This window comes from Nostoc sp., assembly GCF_036917235.1.
Classification (GTDB): domain Bacteria; phylum Cyanobacteriota; class Cyanobacteriia; order Cyanobacteriales; family Nostocaceae; genus Nostoc.
Window position 1 is genome coordinate 16814 of sequence record NZ_JBALDU010000095.1, and the last position, 18053, is coordinate 34866.

The following is an 18053-nucleotide window of genomic DNA, read 5'->3' on the forward strand; positions in this document are numbered from 1 at the left end:
CTTTCTCAAGCTAGACAAATTTTTGCTTGCCTACTAAAGCTTTTAAGATGTTTGCAGTTTTTTTAACTCCTCCAGAATCAAAGCTAATTTTATTAGGCTGCTCCTTGAGGTAATTAATAATATTAATTGCCAGATAATCAGGTTGTAAATAATTATGATTTATAAATTTAATAACTCCTAAATCGCTTAACTTTTCGGCTCTAATTGTTTGTTCTCGATCCTGATTACCTGTAAAGGGAAGAATCATCGCTCGTACACCTGTGGTTAAAATATTCATTGTGGTGTTATAGCCAGACATATTGATCGAAAGCTCTGCTTTTTTCATGTAATTTAGTAAGTAAGGAGTGTAGCGTCGAATATAGATGTTTTTACTAAACTTTGCCATTTGTTGCAGTTCTTTAAATTTTGAATTTGGGATGAATGGGCCAGTAAAAACCTGAATATGATGTGGCAATAATTTCTCTAAAAAAGGGGCTGTATTAACTACACATTCAAGCAACTCATGACCAAATCTCCCACCTCCTACACTGGCTAAAATCAGGGGTTTGTCTGATTTAATAATTTCCCGATCTTGAGCGGTTAAAATAGGATTTGTTGGTGGCTCTTGCACGACATATCCGGTGTAATATACTTGACATTTGAGGTCATTGACTCTAGAAAAGGTTGCTTCTAGTGGGACTAATTCTGGATCGCTGTGAACTAACAGCATATCGAAATATTTTTTGATTAATTTACATACTTTTTCTTCGTGTTTTACTTGTTTTTCCGGTTTAACAGCTACAATATCTCGCAAGCTAGAAACTATTTTAGTTGACCCTTTCTTTGACTTTGCCAATTCTAATAATGGAATTAATTCAAAAGAAAAGTGTCTTCTCCCAAAAGGAAATAACTCAATAATCAAAATATCAGGCTGGAATTGCTGAAAGATTTCCAGAAGTCGATTTTTTCTAATTTCTTTGGCTTCGCTAAGGCTAAAGGCATCATCTACTACTTGTAGTTCAGCAAATTCTGGGTCAGTTTTAATTGCAGGTAGATTGATAACTTCCACACCAGCAGGAATTTCAAATCCTTGAATTATTTCACCACCATTAATAAAACAAACTTGGAAGTCTTTGGTTAAACCTCGCACAATTTCCCGGCTGCGAACCAGATGCCCCATACCTAAAATATGTTGGCAGTAAAACATAATACGTTTCATGAAAGTTTCACCTCTGTCAGTTTGGATGGTTGGAATAAGGCAAAAAGAAGATGAAATAAATACTTTTCTGACTTTTTACTTAAACAATTTTGGCAATCATCGCCAATTTCAGTAATTGTCAGATGGGTTGTAGCAAAATGGAATCACGCTCTTTTTTTTGCTAGTAAGGTAGAGATGTATTGGCTAATTTTGGGTAAACCATTGAGATTAATTGCTGTTTGAGAAATCTGCGGAGTTTGGAGTTGTTGTAACAGCGATCGCAGATAAAATTAACTCTGAGCGTAATTTCACTGTTTCATTAATTTATGTCTCCAGAGACTTGACAGATATCTCACCTAATAAATCTCGATTTAAGCAGGGTAATTTAATATAATCGAGTCTTTTCGGAATCCGAAAGCTGTGCAGATCGGCGAACCAGAAACAACTAAAATAGAAAGTCCTGAAATCGAATCAAGTAAGTGAATGCAGATTGCCAGCATTCTGCGAATATTACCAAGACCGAAGCCATCGTGGGAATATACCATCAGTCTCATGGTTAAATGTCCCTAAGTTATTCAGTGAATGGATGCCATACTAACTTAAGTAGCTTCCCAAGGTTACATGAATCTTTTATGAAACTTTGATAAGAATTTTCTCATCATTTATTTTTGTAGCAATTGTGTAATAAATTTGACAAAAATCCTAAAAAATTCAGTCTAGTAAGTTAAAGCAGACTTTTCCAAACCCCCAAAATTTTTGAGAGATTAATCATTAATTAAATCTCCAGTTATATAACCATTGTCACGGTTATCTAACTGGAGATTCGCTATATTTAACAGTTAACGACTAAAAGGAGTTAAAGAGATGGAAATTAAGCCAACTGACCCATCGCTAGCACTCATGGAAATTCCCCCAGGCTATCTCAATATTATGGGTTACGTCGATCAGTCAGAAGTTAATGGCCCTGGTTGTCGTGCAGTCATCTGGGTACAAGGTTGTCTGCGTGAGTGTCCTGGCTGCTTTAATACTAATTCTTGGTCTTTTGAGGCTAACCAATTAATTGCTGTTGATGCTCTTGCCGAAAATATTCTCAGCAATCCCCGCAACACGGGTGTAACATTCTCTGGTGGAGAACCGTTTTGGCAAGCGGCTGCACTGGCATCTTTAGCCCGGAAGGTAAAAGCTGCTGGTTTAAATGTAATGTCTTTTACTGGGTTTACTCTTAAGCAGCTACAATCCCAATCTGCACCGCCAGGTTCCCAAGCATTGTTAGAACAACTCGATATTTTGATTGACGGGCCTTTTGTACAATCTCTGGCAATTAATTCTCCAAATTCTCCAGTTTCTTCTAGCAATCAACGGGTTCGGGTGTTAAATCCAGCTTTCCAAGACCAGATTACTTGGGCTAGTGACCAGATAGAAATCCACATTCTCAAGGATGGTGGCCGCATTGTCACTGGCTATCAAGGTGGACTGGAACTAACATAAGGGTACAGGTATAATCATGCGTGTCAACTTAAGGTAAAAGCCAGTCTAGAACTAGCTTTTAGAGATTGTTTTGTCAAGAGTCTCTGAGTGGAAATGCCGATTAATGGGCTGCTGCTTGCTGCCTCCTGAATTAGCGGCAGAGTCGCAATGAAAGAGCATTTTCAGTTCTACCCAGAAACTAGATTTTAAAATGATCCAGGGTTAACAATTCAAAATTCAAAATTCAAAATTCAAAACATTTTCAGACGTTCGCGTAGCGTCTCGCAGAGAAGAGGAGTGCGGTCTTCTCCCTTGGCGCTAGCCTCTCCCTTTGGGAGAAGGGGAGACGCCAAGGGCGATGGGGTCTTAAACCCTTTGATTTACTATAAAAAAGACGGGTTGCAGCCCGTCTAAATAGCTTGAAAGTGCAAATACACCTTGTATAGTATTGAAAATAACACAGTTAATTTTCTTAGAGTTGCCAATTTGCCAAGTCACAAAAAGAACAGGTTAATGCAAGAGACGCGATTCATTGCGTCTTTACGATCTAAATTTTCATCAAAAAATCTTAACGCAAGGTATTGGCTTATAAACCAATACCTTGCGTTAAAAGTTATTGGTAACACCTATGAGGAATTTTCAGCTACTCTCTGGTCTGAAAACAGTAATAATCGCTCTCACAAGATATTGCTTTGTCTAAATCAGTCATAGTAGAGATTACAGCTACTGGATACAGAAGCTTCTCTAATGTGTCATCACGACTGGTTTAGTTTGACGTGAACTCAATCAGCAGCAAAAATCAAGGTTTATAAACATCAAATATGAACGTTTTACTTCTATACCCCCGTTTTCCAAAAAGTTTTTGGTCTTTTGAAAAAACACTCGCTTTATTAGATCGTAAAGCAATGCTACCGCCTTTAGGCTTGGTAACTGTAGCGGCAATTTTACCGCAAGAATGGAATTTCAAGTTAGTAGATCGAAATGTTCGCGTCTGTACAGAAGCAGAATGGGCTTGGGCAGATTTGGTTATTATGTCGGCGATGATTGTGCAAAAAGAGGATTTGCTCTCTCAGATATTAGAAGCAAAACAGAGAGGTAAACTAGTCGCTGTGGGTGGGCCCTTCCCGACAGCGCTACCGAATGAAATGACATCCGCCGGAGCAGATTATTTGATATTAGACGAAGGGGAAATTACCCTACCCTTATTTGTAGCAGCGATCGCACGTGGCGATCGCACAGGCATCTTTCGCTCTGGCGGTGAAAAACCAGATGTCACCAACACTCCAACTCCTCGCTTTGATTTGCTAGAGTTTGAAGCTTATGCAGAGATGTCAGTGCAATTTTCCCGTGGATGTCCTTTTCAATGTGAATTTTGTGACATTATTGTGCTATACGGTCGCAAACCCCGCACCAAAAACCCAGAGCAACTCTTAGCAGAACTTGATTATCTCTACAAACTGGGTTGGCGGCGCAGTATTTTTATGGTAGATGACAACTTCATCGGTAATAAGCGGAATGTGAAATTATTTTTGAAATCTCTTCTGCCCTGGATGGTAGAACATAACTATCCCTTTTCCTTTGCCACAGAGGCTTCAGTTGATTTAGCCCAAGATCAAGAACTGATGGATTTGATGGTAGCGTGTAATTTTGGAGCCGTTTTTCTGGGAATTGAAACCCCCGATGAAGAAAGTCTCACTTTCACGCAGAAATACCAGAATACCAGAGACTCACTCAGCGAGGCGGTGAATAAAATTACCCGCTCCGGGCTGCGAGTCATGGCAGGCTTTATTATTGGGTTTGATGGCGAGAAAGTAGGAGCCGGCGCCCGAATTGTCAAGTTTGTCGAGCAAACAGCAATTCCCACAGCCTTATTTAGTATGCTGCAAGCGCTTCCAGATACAGCCCTCTGGCATAGATTAGAAAAGGAAGGACGACTCCGTAATAAATCTGCCAACATCAACCAAACCACGTTGATGAACTTTGTCCCAACTCGACCTTTAGAAGATATCGCTCGTGAATATGTGCAGGCGTTCTGTGATTTGTATGAGCCAGAGCGATTTTTGGAGCGTACATACAAACACTTCCGGCTTTTGGGCGAAGCAACCTACCCGAAAAAGGGGAAAGCTGCCAAGAAACCATTGAACTGGAAAGTACTCCGAGCGTTTCTGATTATTTGCTGGCGTCAAGGTGTACGTCGTCAGACACGCTGGCAATTCTGGCGCAACTTTTGGAGTATGTATCGGCATAATCCGGGTGGGGTGAGTAGCTATTTAGCTGTTTGTGCCCAAATTGAGCATTTCTTGGAATATCGCCAAATTGTTCGGGATGAAATTGAGGCGCAAGTGGCTGAATTTCTGGAAGCAGAAGCTAGGGTAAAACCGGAAGCAGAAGTGATGGAAGTATACTCATAGCATTTAGAGTAAGGGTTTCAGACTTCCATTAAATGCTTCTTTCAACAACAGATGCGCTTTCCCAATCACACCAAGAGATAGTCTTTAGACCTCTTGCAAAAGTCCCTAACACGCCACCCCCAACCCTTCCTCGCTCTTCGGGAGGGGAGACAAAGCGTAGCTTTGGCGGGGTGGGGTTCTTTCTTATTTTTGATTTATGCAAGAGGTCTATTATCTCTTGGTGTGGATTGAACGATCAAACTATGACACCTCTCGTTATCATATCCAGAGGAATGAGAGTGAGGTTAAAGCATCATGTACATCCCCAATGCTTTTCGAGAAGATGACATTGAGAAACTTGTTGCCTTCATGCGGGCGAACAGTTTTGCCACATTGGTGTCTATTCTTAATGATGTTCCTGTTGCCTCACATATTCCCTTGGTTGTCACAGTGCAAAATAATGTGGTTAAGCTATCGGGTCATCTTGCCAAACCAAATCCTCAATGGCAGGTGTTTGGGGTAGGCGAGGCACTTGCTGTCTTCACAGGGCCCCATGCTTATATCTCGCCATCTTTGTATGAGAAGCAAGAGAATGTGCCGACGTGGAACTACATCGCTGTACACGCATCTGGTGTGCCTCAAGTTATTTATTACCCTTGGTGATTCGCCGGAATTGATGGATAAGATGATTGAGGAGATGATTGACACATATAGCTCTGAGTATAAATCTCAATGGCATAGCTTATCCGATAACTTTCGTGAAGGAATGATGAACGGCATTATTGGTTTTGAGATGACGATCACGCGACTGGAAGGGAAATACAAACTTAGCCAAAATCGCAGTCATTTTGACCAGAGTAATGTTGCACACACGTTACTACAAAGTACAGAGCCAACTGTTCATGCCATCGGTGCTGCTATGAAACAGAATCTTGAAACTAATGAAGAGTGCTGAGTGCTGTTAGCGGGGCGTTTAGCCAGTGCTAAGTTGAAAGACCGCCCACAAGGGGCAGGGCTTCTACCAAGTACATAAATACTGAGTAATTCTTAATTTACTCGCTTGCTGAGGCACTGACTACTCAGCACTGAGTAGGGTGAACAATTGCCAGAGTGAAAACCCTCATTTTCTAGTCGTGGGGAGAGTGAAGCGAACCTAGAGTATTATCTAACAAGCTTTGGGCATCATACATAACTATATACTCCGCAAACAAATAGTTCGCGATACTTAATATTTGTAAAACTAATAATTAGTATTTCATGAGATTGTGATTATCAGCACATCTTTTTTTGTATTTATCGTATAGGCTCATATCTGCTGGGTAAAATTACTAGATAAATTTATGGTAATTCGAGCACCAAGCAGCAGAATTCCTAATTCTGCTGTGCTATTAAACTTGCTTACAATTCGGTTATTTGATTTTTGAGCAATTATTAGTTCAGAGGGTGTAGGGGATAGGGTTGCAGGTTCGGGAACCCACGTTTAAAAACGTGAGATTGAAACAATGACGCTGTATTTCTCGCGCTGCGCGTCTGGAAACACATTTTTTTCTTAAATGAGCTTTAAACTCATAAACTTTAGTTTTTTATTTTTAAACCTACACCCTGTTTTTTGTAACTGAACGGTAAGCTTAGTTCCTAAAGAGCATTCCATGATTACATTCAGTACTGACGTAGCCATATAATGGCACGAAGAAAAGCCTAAAGGCTTGTGTCGTCTTGTTCTCAGCCTGGAGGCTGGGAATATATTTAAAGTGGGCTTCTGCCTTTTGTCAAGCTACTGGAGGCGGAGCCTCCCAGAATGGGTTCCCAGCCTGGAGGCAGGGAACCAGTCAGAGCAAGGGCTGTATCTTTTCTTAGTGCCATTCGCCATATACCAATGGCACGAATAAAAGTGCTAACCCTTGAGATAACTGCTTTTGGGGTGTAGGGAATTAAGAAGAGTAGAGCTAGGTTTCACACTCTCAAATGCAATGTCTCTTAGCACTACACCAACATCCTACACTCTGGCAAAGGCGAGGTTTCACTTTTTCTTCGTGCCGATTCAGCTATATACAACAAATCAGCGATACCAACCATAGAGCTACTAATAAGGTAATTTTAAGAAAAGAAAAAAGCATGAGTACAACACGCAAAATTCGTTTAGGTGCATTCATTCAAGCTACCGGACACCATGTCTCTGCTTGGCGACACCCCGATTCACAAGCAGATGCGGGACTGAATTTCGAGCATTACAAGGAAATTACCCAAACTGCCGAACGTGGGTTATTCGATGCAGTTTTCTTGGCAGATAGTCCAGGAGTCTGGGGCGGCGCTCCAGAAACTCAGCATCGCAATGGTAAAATTGCCCATTTTGAGCCTGTCACCCTCTTCTCGGCCTTATCCTCTGTAACCCAAAACATCGGCTTTATTTCCACCGCTTCGACCACTTATGAAGAACCCTATACCCTGGCACGTAAGTTTGCCTCGTTGGACTATTTGAGTAAAGGCCGGGCCGGGTGGAATGTAGTCACAACAGGCAATGAGAATGCTGCACGTAACTTCGGACTTGAGCATCACCCAGAACACAGCCAGCGTTATGAACGAGCTGAAGAGTTTGTGGAAGTGGTGAAAGGTCTATGGGATAGTTGGGAAGACGATGCTTTCATCCGTGACAAAGAGTCTGGGGTCTATTTCAACCCGGATAAACTGCATACATTGAACCACAAGGGCAAATATTTTTCTGTCAAAGGCCCTTTAAACGTTGGTCGTCCGCCTCAAGGTTATCCGGTGATTGTTCAGGCTGGAGCCTCGGAATCGGGACGGGACTTAGCTGCACGCACTGCTGAGGTGATTTTTACCGCCAATCAAACCCTAGCTGATGCCCAGGAATTTTATGCTGATATCAAAGGTAGGCTATCACAATATGGGCGATCGCCAGACGATCTAAAAATTATGCCTGGTGCTTTCCCAATCATTGGCCGTACCGAATCAGAAGCTCAAGAAAAATACGAATTCTTGCAATCGTTAATCCATCCCGATGTCGCCTGGGGGATTTTAAAGAACTATTACAAGGGTGTGGATTTGTCGAAATATTCTTTAGATGATGTAGCTCCAGAACTACCCAGCGACACCAACACTAACAAAAGTCGTCTCAAACTAGTCAAAGATTTAGCTACTCGTGGCAGTCTTACGCTGCGTCAGTTGTATCTCTCTCTTGCTACTGCACGAGGTCATCGCACCATACTTGGTACTCCCGAAACCATTGCCGACCAGCTAGAAGAATGGTTCAATAACGGTGCAGCCGATGGCTTTAATATCATGCCGCCAATCCTTCCCACAGGATTAGATGAATTCGTTAACCTAGTCGTTCCCGTTCTCCAGAAACGGGGACTGTTCCGTACTGAATATGAAGGCAGTACTTTGCGTGAAAACCTGGGATTGCGTCGTCCGGCCAATCGTTTTGCCGCTAAACAATTAGATGAAAGATTGGTGTTGGCGTAAATGACTTTTCATATCTGCACTGTGCTTATAAGTGCTGTAGCGTAAATGAATTTTTCACGGATGCTTATGTCATACCTTTTAAAGCGTACTTTCTGTAGATCGCCGCCTTACGGAAAATTGTAGAGAGACGCGATTGTGGAGAGACGCGATAAATCGCCGTCTTTACAAGAAATGTATTTGTCAATAGCAGCATTGGATGCTGAAAAACTCTGTAATTTTTGTGCCGTAGGCAAGGAAAAAAACATGACTGAATATAGCCGATTGAAGACCTCACGCTCTGCTGCAATCAGAGCAACCCTTGATTATCCGGTAATTGACACTGACGTTCATACTAATGATTTCACGCCAGCTTTTGAGGATTACATCGCTAAGTACGGCGGTGTGAAACTTGTAGATGAGTTACGTAAGACGGAAGCCTCACGCCTTAACTCCAAGAGCAACGGTAAAGACTGGTATCAACAAACTCCTGAAGAACGTCAATATAACCGCACAATCCGATCGCCTTGGTGGGCTAGAGTTACCAAAAACACATTGGATCTCGCTACTTACACCCTTCCCGGACTCCTCTATGAGCGTCAGGCGGAGCAAGGATCGGACTATTCAGTGCTGTTTCCCAACAATGTTTTAGCACCGGCTGGAGCTAGCCCAGAGAATCGTCAAGCATTACAACGTGCAGTCAATCACTATCATGCTGATATTTACCAGAAATATAGCGATCGCTTGACACCGGTTGCTGGTATCCCATTAACTACTCCCCAAGAAGGCATTGAGGAGCTAGAGTTTGCTGTGAAAACACTGGGTTTAAAGGTGATTAATATTACTGGCGGTGTGAAACGGCCAATCAAAGCGATCGCTGAAAAATATCCAGCCGATAAATTCCCCGAAATCGCCAAGTATGCTTCTTATATCGACTTCTACGGACTAGATAGTGAATACGACTACGATTCCTTCTGGGCAAAGGTCGTGGAACTTGGCGTACCCGTCACCACCCATTACGGCAGTCAGGGTTGGACTGGACGCTCCTCCATCAGTAACTATATGAATAACCATATCGGTCACTTCGCCGATGGTTCGGAAGCATTTGCGAAAGCGCTGTTCTTCGGCGGTGTTACCAAGCGTTTTCCGCAGTTGCGCGTAGCGATGCTGGAAGGTGGGTCAGATTGGGGTGCGCGTGTCTACATCCATTTGGTGGATCGGTTCTTGAAGCGCAATATCAAGGCACTGGAAAACTACAATCCAGCATTGACAAATGCCGATGAGTTGTTTGAGATATTTGAGCGCTACGGTGCAGAAGTTACTCAAGGGCATTCCCTCGATAAGGACGAATTGACCAAGACTGTATTGGGAGCTTCATTCAGCCGTCATAGCCGTGCGCCCATTGGCAGCGAATTGGATGATTTTGCAGCCGCAGGTATTGAAACAATTGAAGACATCCGCGATCGCTGGGTGAACAGTTTCTTCTTTGGTTCCGAGTCAGACGATCGCACGATCGCTACAGCATTCAACGACAAAGCCAATCCCTTGGGAGTCAAGATCAACGCCATCTATTCCTCAGATGTTGGTCACTGGGATGTGCCAGACTTAACTTCCCCCTTGGCTGAAAGCTGGGATCTAGTTCAAGAAGGCGTTATTTCCGAAGCCGACTTTAAGTCCTATGTATTCGCTAATCCCTACAAGTTTTACACCCAAGCTAACCCTGATTTCTTCAAGGGTACAGCGATCGAATCCAAGGTAGGTAACACCGAATTTAAACAAGTGGACAAGAGCCTAGTGGTGGCGTAATAGGAATTTTAGATTTTGGATTTTAGATTCAATTCCAATCCAAAATCCAAAATCTAAAATTTAATTGTCCAATCCCCAAATGAAATTAGGAGTCACAACAATGCCTGTCGAACAACGTCACGACACTAACAATGGTTCCTTGCCTTATCTTTTCTCGCCTGTTTCTGACAATGCCAAGCAACCTGCACCCTTAGTAATTTTTCTGCATGGAGGACGCGATCGCGGCACAGATTTGAATGTACTACTAAAATGGGGTTTACCTCGTTTTGTAGATTCATCTAACTCCTTACCTTATGTCTTCGCTGCACCCCAGATTCCGGCTGAACAGACTTGGGCAGATCGAGCAGATGATGTGCTTGCTTTGCTTGATGAACTAATCGCTTCCCAACCCGTCGATCCAGCGCGGGTGATATTGGCTGGGTTCAGCTTAGGCTCGGCGGGTATCTGGCATATCGCTGCTTTACATCCCGATCGCTTCGCAGGTTTAGTACCTGTGTCTGGACGTGTACCCAAAACATTAGCAGAAAGCGAACTAGCTGCACTCAAAAACATTCCCGTTCAGATATTCCAAGGTGGACAGGACAAAAATCTGCCGATTGAGGATACAGAGAATTTTGTTGAGCGCTTACGCAAAGTCGGGGGGAAAGTCGATTTCACAGTACTACCGGAAGGCGATCATTTTATTGCAGATGAAGTATACGGCGATCCGAAGTTACAACAGTGGCTAATTTCCCAGAATCGGCGTGAAATTTCTGTAGTTGCTTGAGGTGAAATGTTCAAAAACTAACTTGCAATATTCTCTAAGGTAGGCAGCGTTCTGCCTACCTAACATAACAATATATTAATATCTTCTAGAATCATGAACATAATGCTTCTTCTCAATTCTAAACCGAACTTTTTCGGCAAAATCCAGTTGACTTATGTCAGATTCTCGCAAAGAAATCAGAATTTGTTTTATTGGTGAATCCTTTGTCAATGGCACAGGCGATCCAGAATTTCTGGGTTGGACAGGTAGAGTGTGCCGCAATGCTGAGTCAAGAGGATACGCTATCACCCATTACAACTTGGGGGTGCGGGCAGAGACGAGTCGGTATCTCAAACAACGTTGGTACTCCGAAGTCTCTTATCGTCTCCCCAAAGAATTCGATGGTCGAGTAGTGTTTTCTTTTGGGGCAAACGATTCAGCATGGGCGGGTAAACAGCAAGGAATCGAACTTTCAGAGTCGATCGCAAATGCTCGCAATATCTTAAGCCAAGCAAAGCAACTCTATCCAATCTTGATGGTTAGTCCGCCACCCTGTGGTGATAATCAAATTCTTGCAAATCTGTCACAGGAATTCGCGTTGGTTTGTAATGAACTAGATGTTCCATATCTTGATGTGTTTTCTAGTTTGGTGAAGTCACCAATCTGGCTAGCAGAAGCAAAAGCTAATGATGGCGCTCACCCAAAAGCTGATGGTTACGCCGAATTTGCTGCGATCGTCCAAAACTGGGAAGGTTGGTTAAATTGGTTCACACCTTGAAAATACCGACATCGTTATCTTATTGGCTAATTATGGCTGAGTTGATATATCGCATAGGGTTTTAGTTTTGCGTTAGCGAAGCGCACGTCGCATTCTATTTAAAAATTTCCACACTTTTTCAATTAACAACATCTTTATGACCTTACCAACTACTAATCTCGGTAAAACTGGATTGACCGTTTCGCGCCTCTGTCTCGGCACTATGACCTTTGGATTGCAGACTGATGAAGAAACTTCCAGGCAAATCCTCGACACCGCAGCCGATGGCGGAATTAACTTTTTAGATACAGCCGACGTTTATCCCCTCGGCGGCGGACTTACTACTGCTGGGCGCACCGAAGAAATCGTTGGGCGCTGGCTCAAAGGCAAACGCGAACATTTTATCTTAGCTACCAAGTGCGTCGGTCGAGTTGGCCCTGCACCTTGGGATCAGGGGGCTTCGCGTAAACATATTTTAGATGCGATCGATGCTTCTCTGCGACGCTTGGGAACCGATTATATCGATTTGTACCAATTGCACTCCGATGATGCTTCAACCCCCCTTGATGAAACTCTGGAAGCGCTGGATGCAGTGGTTCGTGCTGGCAAGGTGCGCTACATCGGAGTTTCCAACTTCTTAGCTTACCGACTCGCCCGCGCTTTGGGTCGTGCTGAGACACGCAATTTAACCAAGTTCGTCTCAATTCAGCCCCGCTACAACCTGTTATTCCGCGAAATTGAGCGAGAACTATTGCCCCTGGCGAAAGAAGAAGGACTGGGTGTAATTTCCTACAATCCCTTGGCGGGTGGTCTACTTACAGGTAAACACAATTTTACTCAAGGCCCCACCTCCGGTACACGTTTTACGCTAGGTGCTGCCGCAGAACGTTATCAAGATCGTTACTGGCGCGATCGCGAGTTCAATACTGTCGAAGATTTACGCACAGTCGCAGATTTGGCTGGATTTTCCCTCACCACCTTAGCAGTAGCTTGGGTTTTATCTAATCCCATTATCACTGCCCCCATTATTGGCGCTAGCCGTCCAGAACAGCTTGCTGACAACCTCAAGGCACTAGAACTAAAACTTGACGACAATTTGAAACAAAAGTTAGACGACATAACCGCCGAATACCGAAGGGGAGATTCTCTTCGTTAGGGATGATTTTATTTAACAACACCGGACGGTTTATCTAGCCGTCCATTTTTATTTTGCAGAACAGCTTGATGCTACGAGATCAACCTTTATGACGAAAAAGGCCAGACAATCCAAATCCTTTCAACGTGCTCCTGATGCACCAAATTTGCCATCAACGCCATTCAGATTCATTTTATATTTCGTTAACCAATTCCGCTGGTGGTATGTGTTAATGGTCATCCTGGAGGTAATACACGCAACTTGTGGCATTATGTTGCCCTATGCTATTGGTGAAATCATTCGGGGCGTGACGCGATCGACGGGCGACAACAAGCCCATTTTTGATGCCATGAAGCAACCCCTGATGCTGTTCATCGGCTTGAGTGTGGGTGAAGTGGTATTTGGGCGATCGGCTGGACTCTTGCAAACCATCCTTCATCCAATCCATCGACAGCACATTGTGCGATCGCTATATGCCTACTTGCAACACCATTCGCATCGCTACCTAAGCAGCAGTTTTTCCGGGGCATTGGCACATCGGATTAGCGAAACTTCTCTGGGTGTTACCCAGACGATGCAAATGATGATTACTGAATTTATGCCAGTAATCGTTGTGTATACCGTCGCCACGTCAATACTGTATCGCGCCTATCCTCCGCTGGCTGCACTTGTGGGAATATGGGCAGTTCTCTTCATCAGTATTTCGTTCTGGCTGGCAACTCGCTGCCGATTTTACTCCCGAAAAGCCGCAGCCGCCAGAAGTGAGACAACTGGCATCATCGTAGATACAGTCACAAATCTCACTAGTAGCCGATTGTTTGCTCGCTTTGGTTTTGAACGACGCTATTTGAATGAGCAATTAAGGCGCGAACTCAAACACGTGAGAGAGTCCAACTGGTACTCGGAGCGAATTCGCTGGTTTCAGTTCATCTCAGCAGCCATTCTAAAAATTAGCACCCTGTATTACTCGCTCTCTCTTTGGAGTCAAGGGAAGATCGCTACTGCTGACTTTGTTGTAGCAACTAGTTTATCACTGTTGATCATCAGTGAAGCCCGGAATTTGAGCCGCCGCTTTCTGGAATTTTTTGAACACGTTGGTAATGTCGCTAATGGTGTTTTTACCATCATTCAACCCCACGAATTGGTCGATCGCGAGAAGGCGATCGCTCACTCAATCACCCAAGGTAAGATTGAGTTTCGACGGGTGAATTTCAACTACACAGATGAGAAAAAAGTTTTCAACAACCTTTCTGTCACCATCCAAGCGGGACAGCGTGTCGGATTGGTGGGCTTGTCCGGTTCTGGAAAATCCACCTCTGTCAATCTGATTCTGCGTTTATTTGACCCACAATCTGGACAGATTATCATTGATGGGGTCGATATTCGAGATATGACTCAGGATGCACTACACGCTCAGATCAGTTTAATTCCCCAAGATCCGTCTCTGTTCCATCGCACTTTGCTAGAAAATATTCGTTACGGACGCTTGGATGCAACCGATGAAGAAGTGATTGAGGCTTCACGAAAAGCTCATGCTCACGATTTTATCGTCCAAAGTCAGGATGGTTATAATTCTCTGGTGGGCGAACGTGGTGTCAAGTTGTCTGGAGGGCAGAGACAGCGCATTGTAATCGCGCGGGTAATCCTCAAAGATGCGCCGATCCTGATTTTAGATGAAGCCACCTCTAGCCTCGATTCAATCACCGAAAAAGCAATCCAGGATACCCTCGACTTAGCCATGAATGGAAAAACGGTCATCGTGGTAGCTCATCGACTATCTACCATCGTGCATCTAGATAGGATTTTGGTGTTCGATAAAGGTCGGATTATCGAAGATGGTTCTCACACCAAACTGCTGGCACTCGGCGGCGCTTACTACAAGTTATGGAAAATGCAAGCTGGTGGATTTTTACCGGAAAATCTCGACGAGGTTCGCACTGGCACAGATAATATCGAAGAGGGAATGATCGCTTGACATTTGCCCCTACTTGAGGTTTATTTGCAAATTCAATTCAAGAATTGTCCGGGAAAGAGTCCACAAAACTAAAGTAATGTAATTGAAGTAGTGGCGTGTCAAGGCTTGAAACCCCTGACTTCAGACATGGGGTATTCTGACTCCTGAATTCTGACTTTTGACTCCTTTTCATCACTAGGGAAATAAAATACAGATGCGATCGCACCTCCACAAAACCCAATTGCGATCGCTCTCCCAAACCAATCAAGCAAAAGCGATCGCCCATCAAATTTAGCAAATACAGCTATAGGACTCATAAAACTCCGCGCGCAAGTTCGGAAATTAGTTATGATTCCTACAGTCATTGCACCCCAAAGAGCCAAACCTATGCTTTGTCTCCCCTTTTCTTGGTATCAGCACTTGTAACTCGCTTAACCCTGAAAACTAGTTGCCAAAATTGAAGCGTTTGCAACAATTGCTCTTTCATGTATAAGAAAGGTTTAAGTATTTCCAAGAAATGTATAAGCAGTTGCTGCAAAGGCTTCATACTTTGCAACAATTGCTCTTTCATGTATAAGAAAGGTTTAAGTATTTCCAAAAAATGTATAAGCAGTTGCTACAAAAGCTTCATGCTTTGCAACAATTACTTGTTCATGTATAAGAAAGGTTTAAATCATTGCAGCAATCGTTGTAATTAACTTATCAGTTGCTCTATAGTGCGTAGGCGTGCGATTGGTGACCGTCGTAGACATCGCAAACCATCTCCATGAGGATAGCTTGGCACGGACAGAATCAATTCTCGCTAATTACTGCTGTAAGTTAACTTCACTTTGTTTCGCTCGCAATGACATACAAAAAAGTGGGATGCTCCCCCAGAAAGTGCGATCGCAATCAGCTGAGAAGGATTAAATTTACGTTAACAGTGTTGTTGCTTTTTGAACAGTGACAACAACAAACACACCATTCCCATTACTACCAACGACACTGAAGAAGCAGATTCTGGGACAGGCTGAGGGATTTGCACTGGCTGATAATTGATGAAATTTCCTTGAATTGGGCTGAGTGATGCCAAAAGTTGCTCAATATCCTTAGATATATTAGTGTCATTACCAACACTTTTAGAAGAGATGAGGCGGTTAAAGGTTTGGCTACTTGATGCATCAAAATCTCCAGTGAACCCAAGAAAATTTTGACCTATTTTACCTATAAGAGAGTCAATCAGATTATTAACATCAGTCTTGATCCCTTGTGGGGATAAATTTAAACTGCTGATATTGTTGACGTTTCCAATCGTTGTGTTGTCAGTCTTTGTTAACCAATTGCCATTACCAATAATTTCATTTCCATTGGTAAAAACCCAGTTACCATTACCAATAATTGTGTTATTATTACCAAAGTCCCAATTGCCGTTTCCAATGGTTGCGTTGTCACTGCCGAAGTGCCAATTTCCATTACCTAGTGTTGCATTATTACTGCCGTTGTCCCAATCCCAGTTGCCATTACCAAGGGTTGTGTTACTCTTTCCAAATAGCCAGTTGCCATTCCCAATAGTTGCGTTGTCATTATTAAAGTTCCAGTTACCATTACCAATGGTTGCACTGTTACTGCCATTATCCGAGTTAAAATTACCAATAGTCGCGTTATTACTACCAGAGTCTTTGTTACCATTCCCAATCGGTGCGTTGCTTTGATTGAAGGTTTGGCTACCTGAATTAGATGTATTCCCAGTGTTACTAAAGGGTATATTGTTACCAAGGACTTCTTTCAACGGATCGAAAGGCGATTGTTGAAGCAGACTTCCAGCACCTGCGATCGGATTACTGTTACCTGCAAATGGGTTGTTAGCGCCACCTACGATCGGATTACCACCGCCTGCAAACGGATTGGTAGCCCCACCTGCGATCGGATTACTACCGCCTGCAAACGGGTTGTTAGCCCCACCTGCGATCGGATAACCACTGCCTGCAAACGGGTTACTACCTCCTGCTAATGTGTTGTCAATACCCTTGAAATAGTTATCACCCAGAACTAACTTTAATCGCTCAAAGATTAATTTTTGAAGCCCACTGCCACCATCACCTGCAAACGGGTTAATACCGCCACCTGGAATAGGATTGTTACCGTTACCTAATAACAGATTGCTACCACCCGTCAACAGGCTGCCTTTAGCAGCAGACAAACTGTCATTGGCAGCAAAGGAATTACCGCTATATAGGTTGCTAGCGCCACCTGCACTTAATGGATTAAATCCACCATTTATGGGATTGACAGCAGACGCTTCCATTGGCACTAATTCTCCTATTTTTAGTTAAAAAATTATGGGTTCCTCAGTACTTCTTATACCAATTATGAATTTGCTAAACCCAAAATTTCTCTACAATAAGGGCTTTAATAATCTTACCGTCAAACTAACATAAGATATTGCCTAAACCTTTACCTGAGAAGAGTTTCGGGCGTAAAATAGCAAACTAGTACAATAAGGCAGAAGGCACATCAGCGATAATACACGCTTTTCTGGTTTATCGAATAATATGTTTATTTGCGCCAAGCTGTACTAGCATACTATGTAATGAAGAACTCATCATTGTTCCCTTCTATCTATCTGCTGATTTTCGCAAATATTGTATTAAGCGAAGGGGTTTTGTCCACTTGTAGGAAATGGCGAGGTTTGTCCACCTGTAGGAAATGGCGAGGTTTGTCCATCAGTAGGAAATGGCGAGGTTTGTCCATCAGTAGGAAATGGCGAGGTTTGTCCACCTGTAGGAAATGGCAAGGTTTGTCCACCTGTAGGAAATGGCAAGGTTTGTCCACCTGTAGGAAATGGCGAGGTTTGTCCACCACTCACTTCCTTGTCAAGCTTTGAGTTAACTAGCTTATCAATAGTAGCCCTCAAAGTGAACCCGTCCGGTATTTCAGTTGTGCTAATACCATAGGTCTGGCTGCTACTACCAGTCAAAGGATCGTAGCCACTACCTTGGTTTCCGCCGCCTGTGGATGGGATACCGCCGCCTGTGGATGGGATACCGCCGCCTGTGGATGGGATACCGCCACCTGTGGATGGGATACCGCCACCTGTGGATGGGATACCGCCGCCTGTGGATGGGATACCGCCGCCTGTGGATGGGATACCGCCACCTGTGGATGGGATACCGCCACCTGTGGATGG

General features: G+C 43.4%; 14 protein-coding genes and 1 pseudogene. 10 read left to right on the forward strand and 5 right to left on the reverse strand.

The annotated features are described in order from the left end of the window. Nucleotides 1-10: 10 nt before the first annotated feature. Nucleotides 11-1198 (reverse strand): glycosyltransferase family protein, encoded by a 1188-nt coding sequence (locus V7K44_RS26905; protein WP_334936114.1) that lies wholly within the window; start codon nucleotides 1196-1198, stop codon nucleotides 11-13. 306 nt (nucleotides 1199-1504) lie between these two features. Then, nucleotides 1505-1731: pseudogene (locus tag V7K44_RS26910) on the reverse strand (glycosyltransferase); the annotation flags it as partial. Between the two features lie 310 nt (nucleotides 1732-2041). On the opposite strand from V7K44_RS26910, the gene V7K44_RS26915 reads away from it, so the two are divergent. The 10 genes from V7K44_RS26915 (at nucleotide 2042) to V7K44_RS26960 (ending at nucleotide 14908) form a co-directional block, all read left to right on the forward strand. Then, the gene (locus tag V7K44_RS26915) at nucleotides 2042-2665 is read left to right on the forward strand and encodes a 4Fe-4S single cluster domain-containing protein (protein WP_334936116.1); all 624 of its coding nucleotides are present in this window, start codon (nucleotides 2042-2044) and stop codon (nucleotides 2663-2665) included. Between the two features lie 800 nt (nucleotides 2666-3465). After that, nucleotides 3466-5055 (forward strand): B12-binding domain-containing radical SAM protein, encoded by a 1590-nt coding sequence (locus tag V7K44_RS26920; protein ID WP_334936118.1) that lies wholly within the window; start codon nucleotides 3466-3468, stop codon nucleotides 5053-5055. A 294-nt stretch (nucleotides 5056-5349) separates the two neighbouring features. Continuing rightward, complete coding sequence (locus tag V7K44_RS26925; RefSeq protein ID WP_334936120.1) at nucleotides 5350-5697, forward strand: FMN-binding negative transcriptional regulator; 348 nt, start codon at nucleotides 5350-5352, stop codon at nucleotides 5695-5697. Between the two features lie 13 nt (nucleotides 5698-5710). Continuing rightward, nucleotides 5711-5989 carry a hypothetical protein gene (locus V7K44_RS26930; protein WP_334936122.1) on the forward strand — a complete coding sequence of 93 codons (279 nt, stop codon included), beginning with the start codon at nucleotides 5711-5713 and terminating at the stop codon, nucleotides 5987-5989. A gap of 1160 nt (nucleotides 5990-7149) precedes the next feature. After that, the gene (locus V7K44_RS26935) at nucleotides 7150-8514 is read left to right on the forward strand and encodes an LLM class flavin-dependent oxidoreductase (protein WP_334936124.1); all 1365 of its coding nucleotides are present in this window, start codon (nucleotides 7150-7152) and stop codon (nucleotides 8512-8514) included. Between the two features lie 243 nt (nucleotides 8515-8757). Then, nucleotides 8758-10296 (forward strand): amidohydrolase family protein, encoded by a 1539-nt coding sequence (locus V7K44_RS26940; protein WP_334936126.1) that lies wholly within the window; start codon nucleotides 8758-8760, stop codon nucleotides 10294-10296. Between the two features lie 100 nt (nucleotides 10297-10396). Then, nucleotides 10397-11062 carry a dienelactone hydrolase family protein gene (locus V7K44_RS26945; protein WP_334936128.1) on the forward strand — a complete coding sequence of 222 codons (666 nt, stop codon included), beginning with the start codon at nucleotides 10397-10399 and terminating at the stop codon, nucleotides 11060-11062. A gap of 154 nt (nucleotides 11063-11216) precedes the next feature. Beyond that, nucleotides 11217-11819, forward strand: a complete 603-nt coding sequence (locus V7K44_RS26950) for a GDSL-type esterase/lipase family protein (protein WP_334936130.1) — start codon at nucleotides 11217-11219, stop codon at nucleotides 11817-11819. A 136-nt stretch (nucleotides 11820-11955) separates the two neighbouring features. Then, nucleotides 11956-12954 carry an aldo/keto reductase gene (locus V7K44_RS26955; RefSeq protein ID WP_334936132.1) on the forward strand — a complete coding sequence of 333 codons (999 nt, stop codon included), beginning with the start codon at nucleotides 11956-11958 and terminating at the stop codon, nucleotides 12952-12954. 88 nt (nucleotides 12955-13042) lie between these two features. Then, nucleotides 13043-14908 carry an ABC transporter ATP-binding protein gene (locus V7K44_RS26960; RefSeq protein ID WP_334936134.1) on the forward strand — a complete coding sequence of 622 codons (1866 nt, stop codon included), beginning with the start codon at nucleotides 13043-13045 and terminating at the stop codon, nucleotides 14906-14908. 98 nt (nucleotides 14909-15006) lie between these two features. Here V7K44_RS26960 and V7K44_RS26965 read toward each other — a convergent pair whose 3' ends face one another. From V7K44_RS26965 to V7K44_RS26975, 3 genes are all read right to left on the reverse strand, one after another. Beyond that, entirely contained in the window at nucleotides 15007-15204 is a 198-nt protein-coding gene (locus tag V7K44_RS26965; RefSeq protein ID WP_334936136.1) for a hypothetical protein, read from the reverse strand. A gap of 599 nt (nucleotides 15205-15803) precedes the next feature. Next, on the reverse strand, nucleotides 15804-17171 hold the full coding sequence (locus V7K44_RS26970) for a hypothetical protein (RefSeq protein ID WP_334936138.1): 1368 nt from the start codon (nucleotides 17169-17171) through the stop codon (nucleotides 15804-15806). Between the two features lie 342 nt (nucleotides 17172-17513). After that, the coding region (locus V7K44_RS26975; RefSeq protein ID WP_334936140.1) for a hypothetical protein at nucleotides 17514-18053 on the reverse strand (540 nt) is incomplete at its 5' end.

Bases quoted from the DNA above. Each gene is read 5' to 3' on its own strand.
- V7K44_RS26915 (WP_334936116.1), top strand. From the start codon at position 2,042: ATGGAAATTAAGCCAACTGACCCATCGCTAGCACTCATGGAAATTCCC.
- V7K44_RS26970 (WP_334936138.1), bottom strand. From the start codon at position 17,171: ATGGAAGCGTCTGCTGTCAATCCCATAAATGGTGGATTTAATCCATTA.
- V7K44_RS26925 (WP_334936120.1), top strand. From the start codon at position 5,350: ATGTACATCCCCAATGCTTTTCGAGAAGATGACATTGAGAAACTTGTT.
- V7K44_RS26955 (WP_334936132.1), top strand. From the start codon at position 11,956: ATGACCTTACCAACTACTAATCTCGGTAAAACTGGATTGACCGTTTCG.
- V7K44_RS26905 (WP_334936114.1), bottom strand. From the start codon at position 1,198: ATGAAACGTATTATGTTTTACTGCCAACATATTTTAGGTATGGGGCAT.
- V7K44_RS26950 (WP_334936130.1), top strand. From the start codon at position 11,217: ATGTCAGATTCTCGCAAAGAAATCAGAATTTGTTTTATTGGTGAATCC.
- V7K44_RS26920 (WP_334936118.1), top strand. From the start codon at position 3,466: ATGAACGTTTTACTTCTATACCCCCGTTTTCCAAAAAGTTTTTGGTCT.
- V7K44_RS26965 (WP_334936136.1), bottom strand. From the start codon at position 15,204: ATGAGTCCTATAGCTGTATTTGCTAAATTTGATGGGCGATCGCTTTTG.
- V7K44_RS26960 (WP_334936134.1), top strand. From the start codon at position 13,043: ATGACGAAAAAGGCCAGACAATCCAAATCCTTTCAACGTGCTCCTGAT.
- V7K44_RS26945 (WP_334936128.1), top strand. From the start codon at position 10,397: ATGCCTGTCGAACAACGTCACGACACTAACAATGGTTCCTTGCCTTAT.
- V7K44_RS26940 (WP_334936126.1), top strand. From the start codon at position 8,758: ATGACTGAATATAGCCGATTGAAGACCTCACGCTCTGCTGCAATCAGA.
- V7K44_RS26930 (WP_334936122.1), top strand. From the start codon at position 5,711: ATGGATAAGATGATTGAGGAGATGATTGACACATATAGCTCTGAGTAT.
- V7K44_RS26935 (WP_334936124.1), top strand. From the start codon at position 7,150: ATGAGTACAACACGCAAAATTCGTTTAGGTGCATTCATTCAAGCTACC.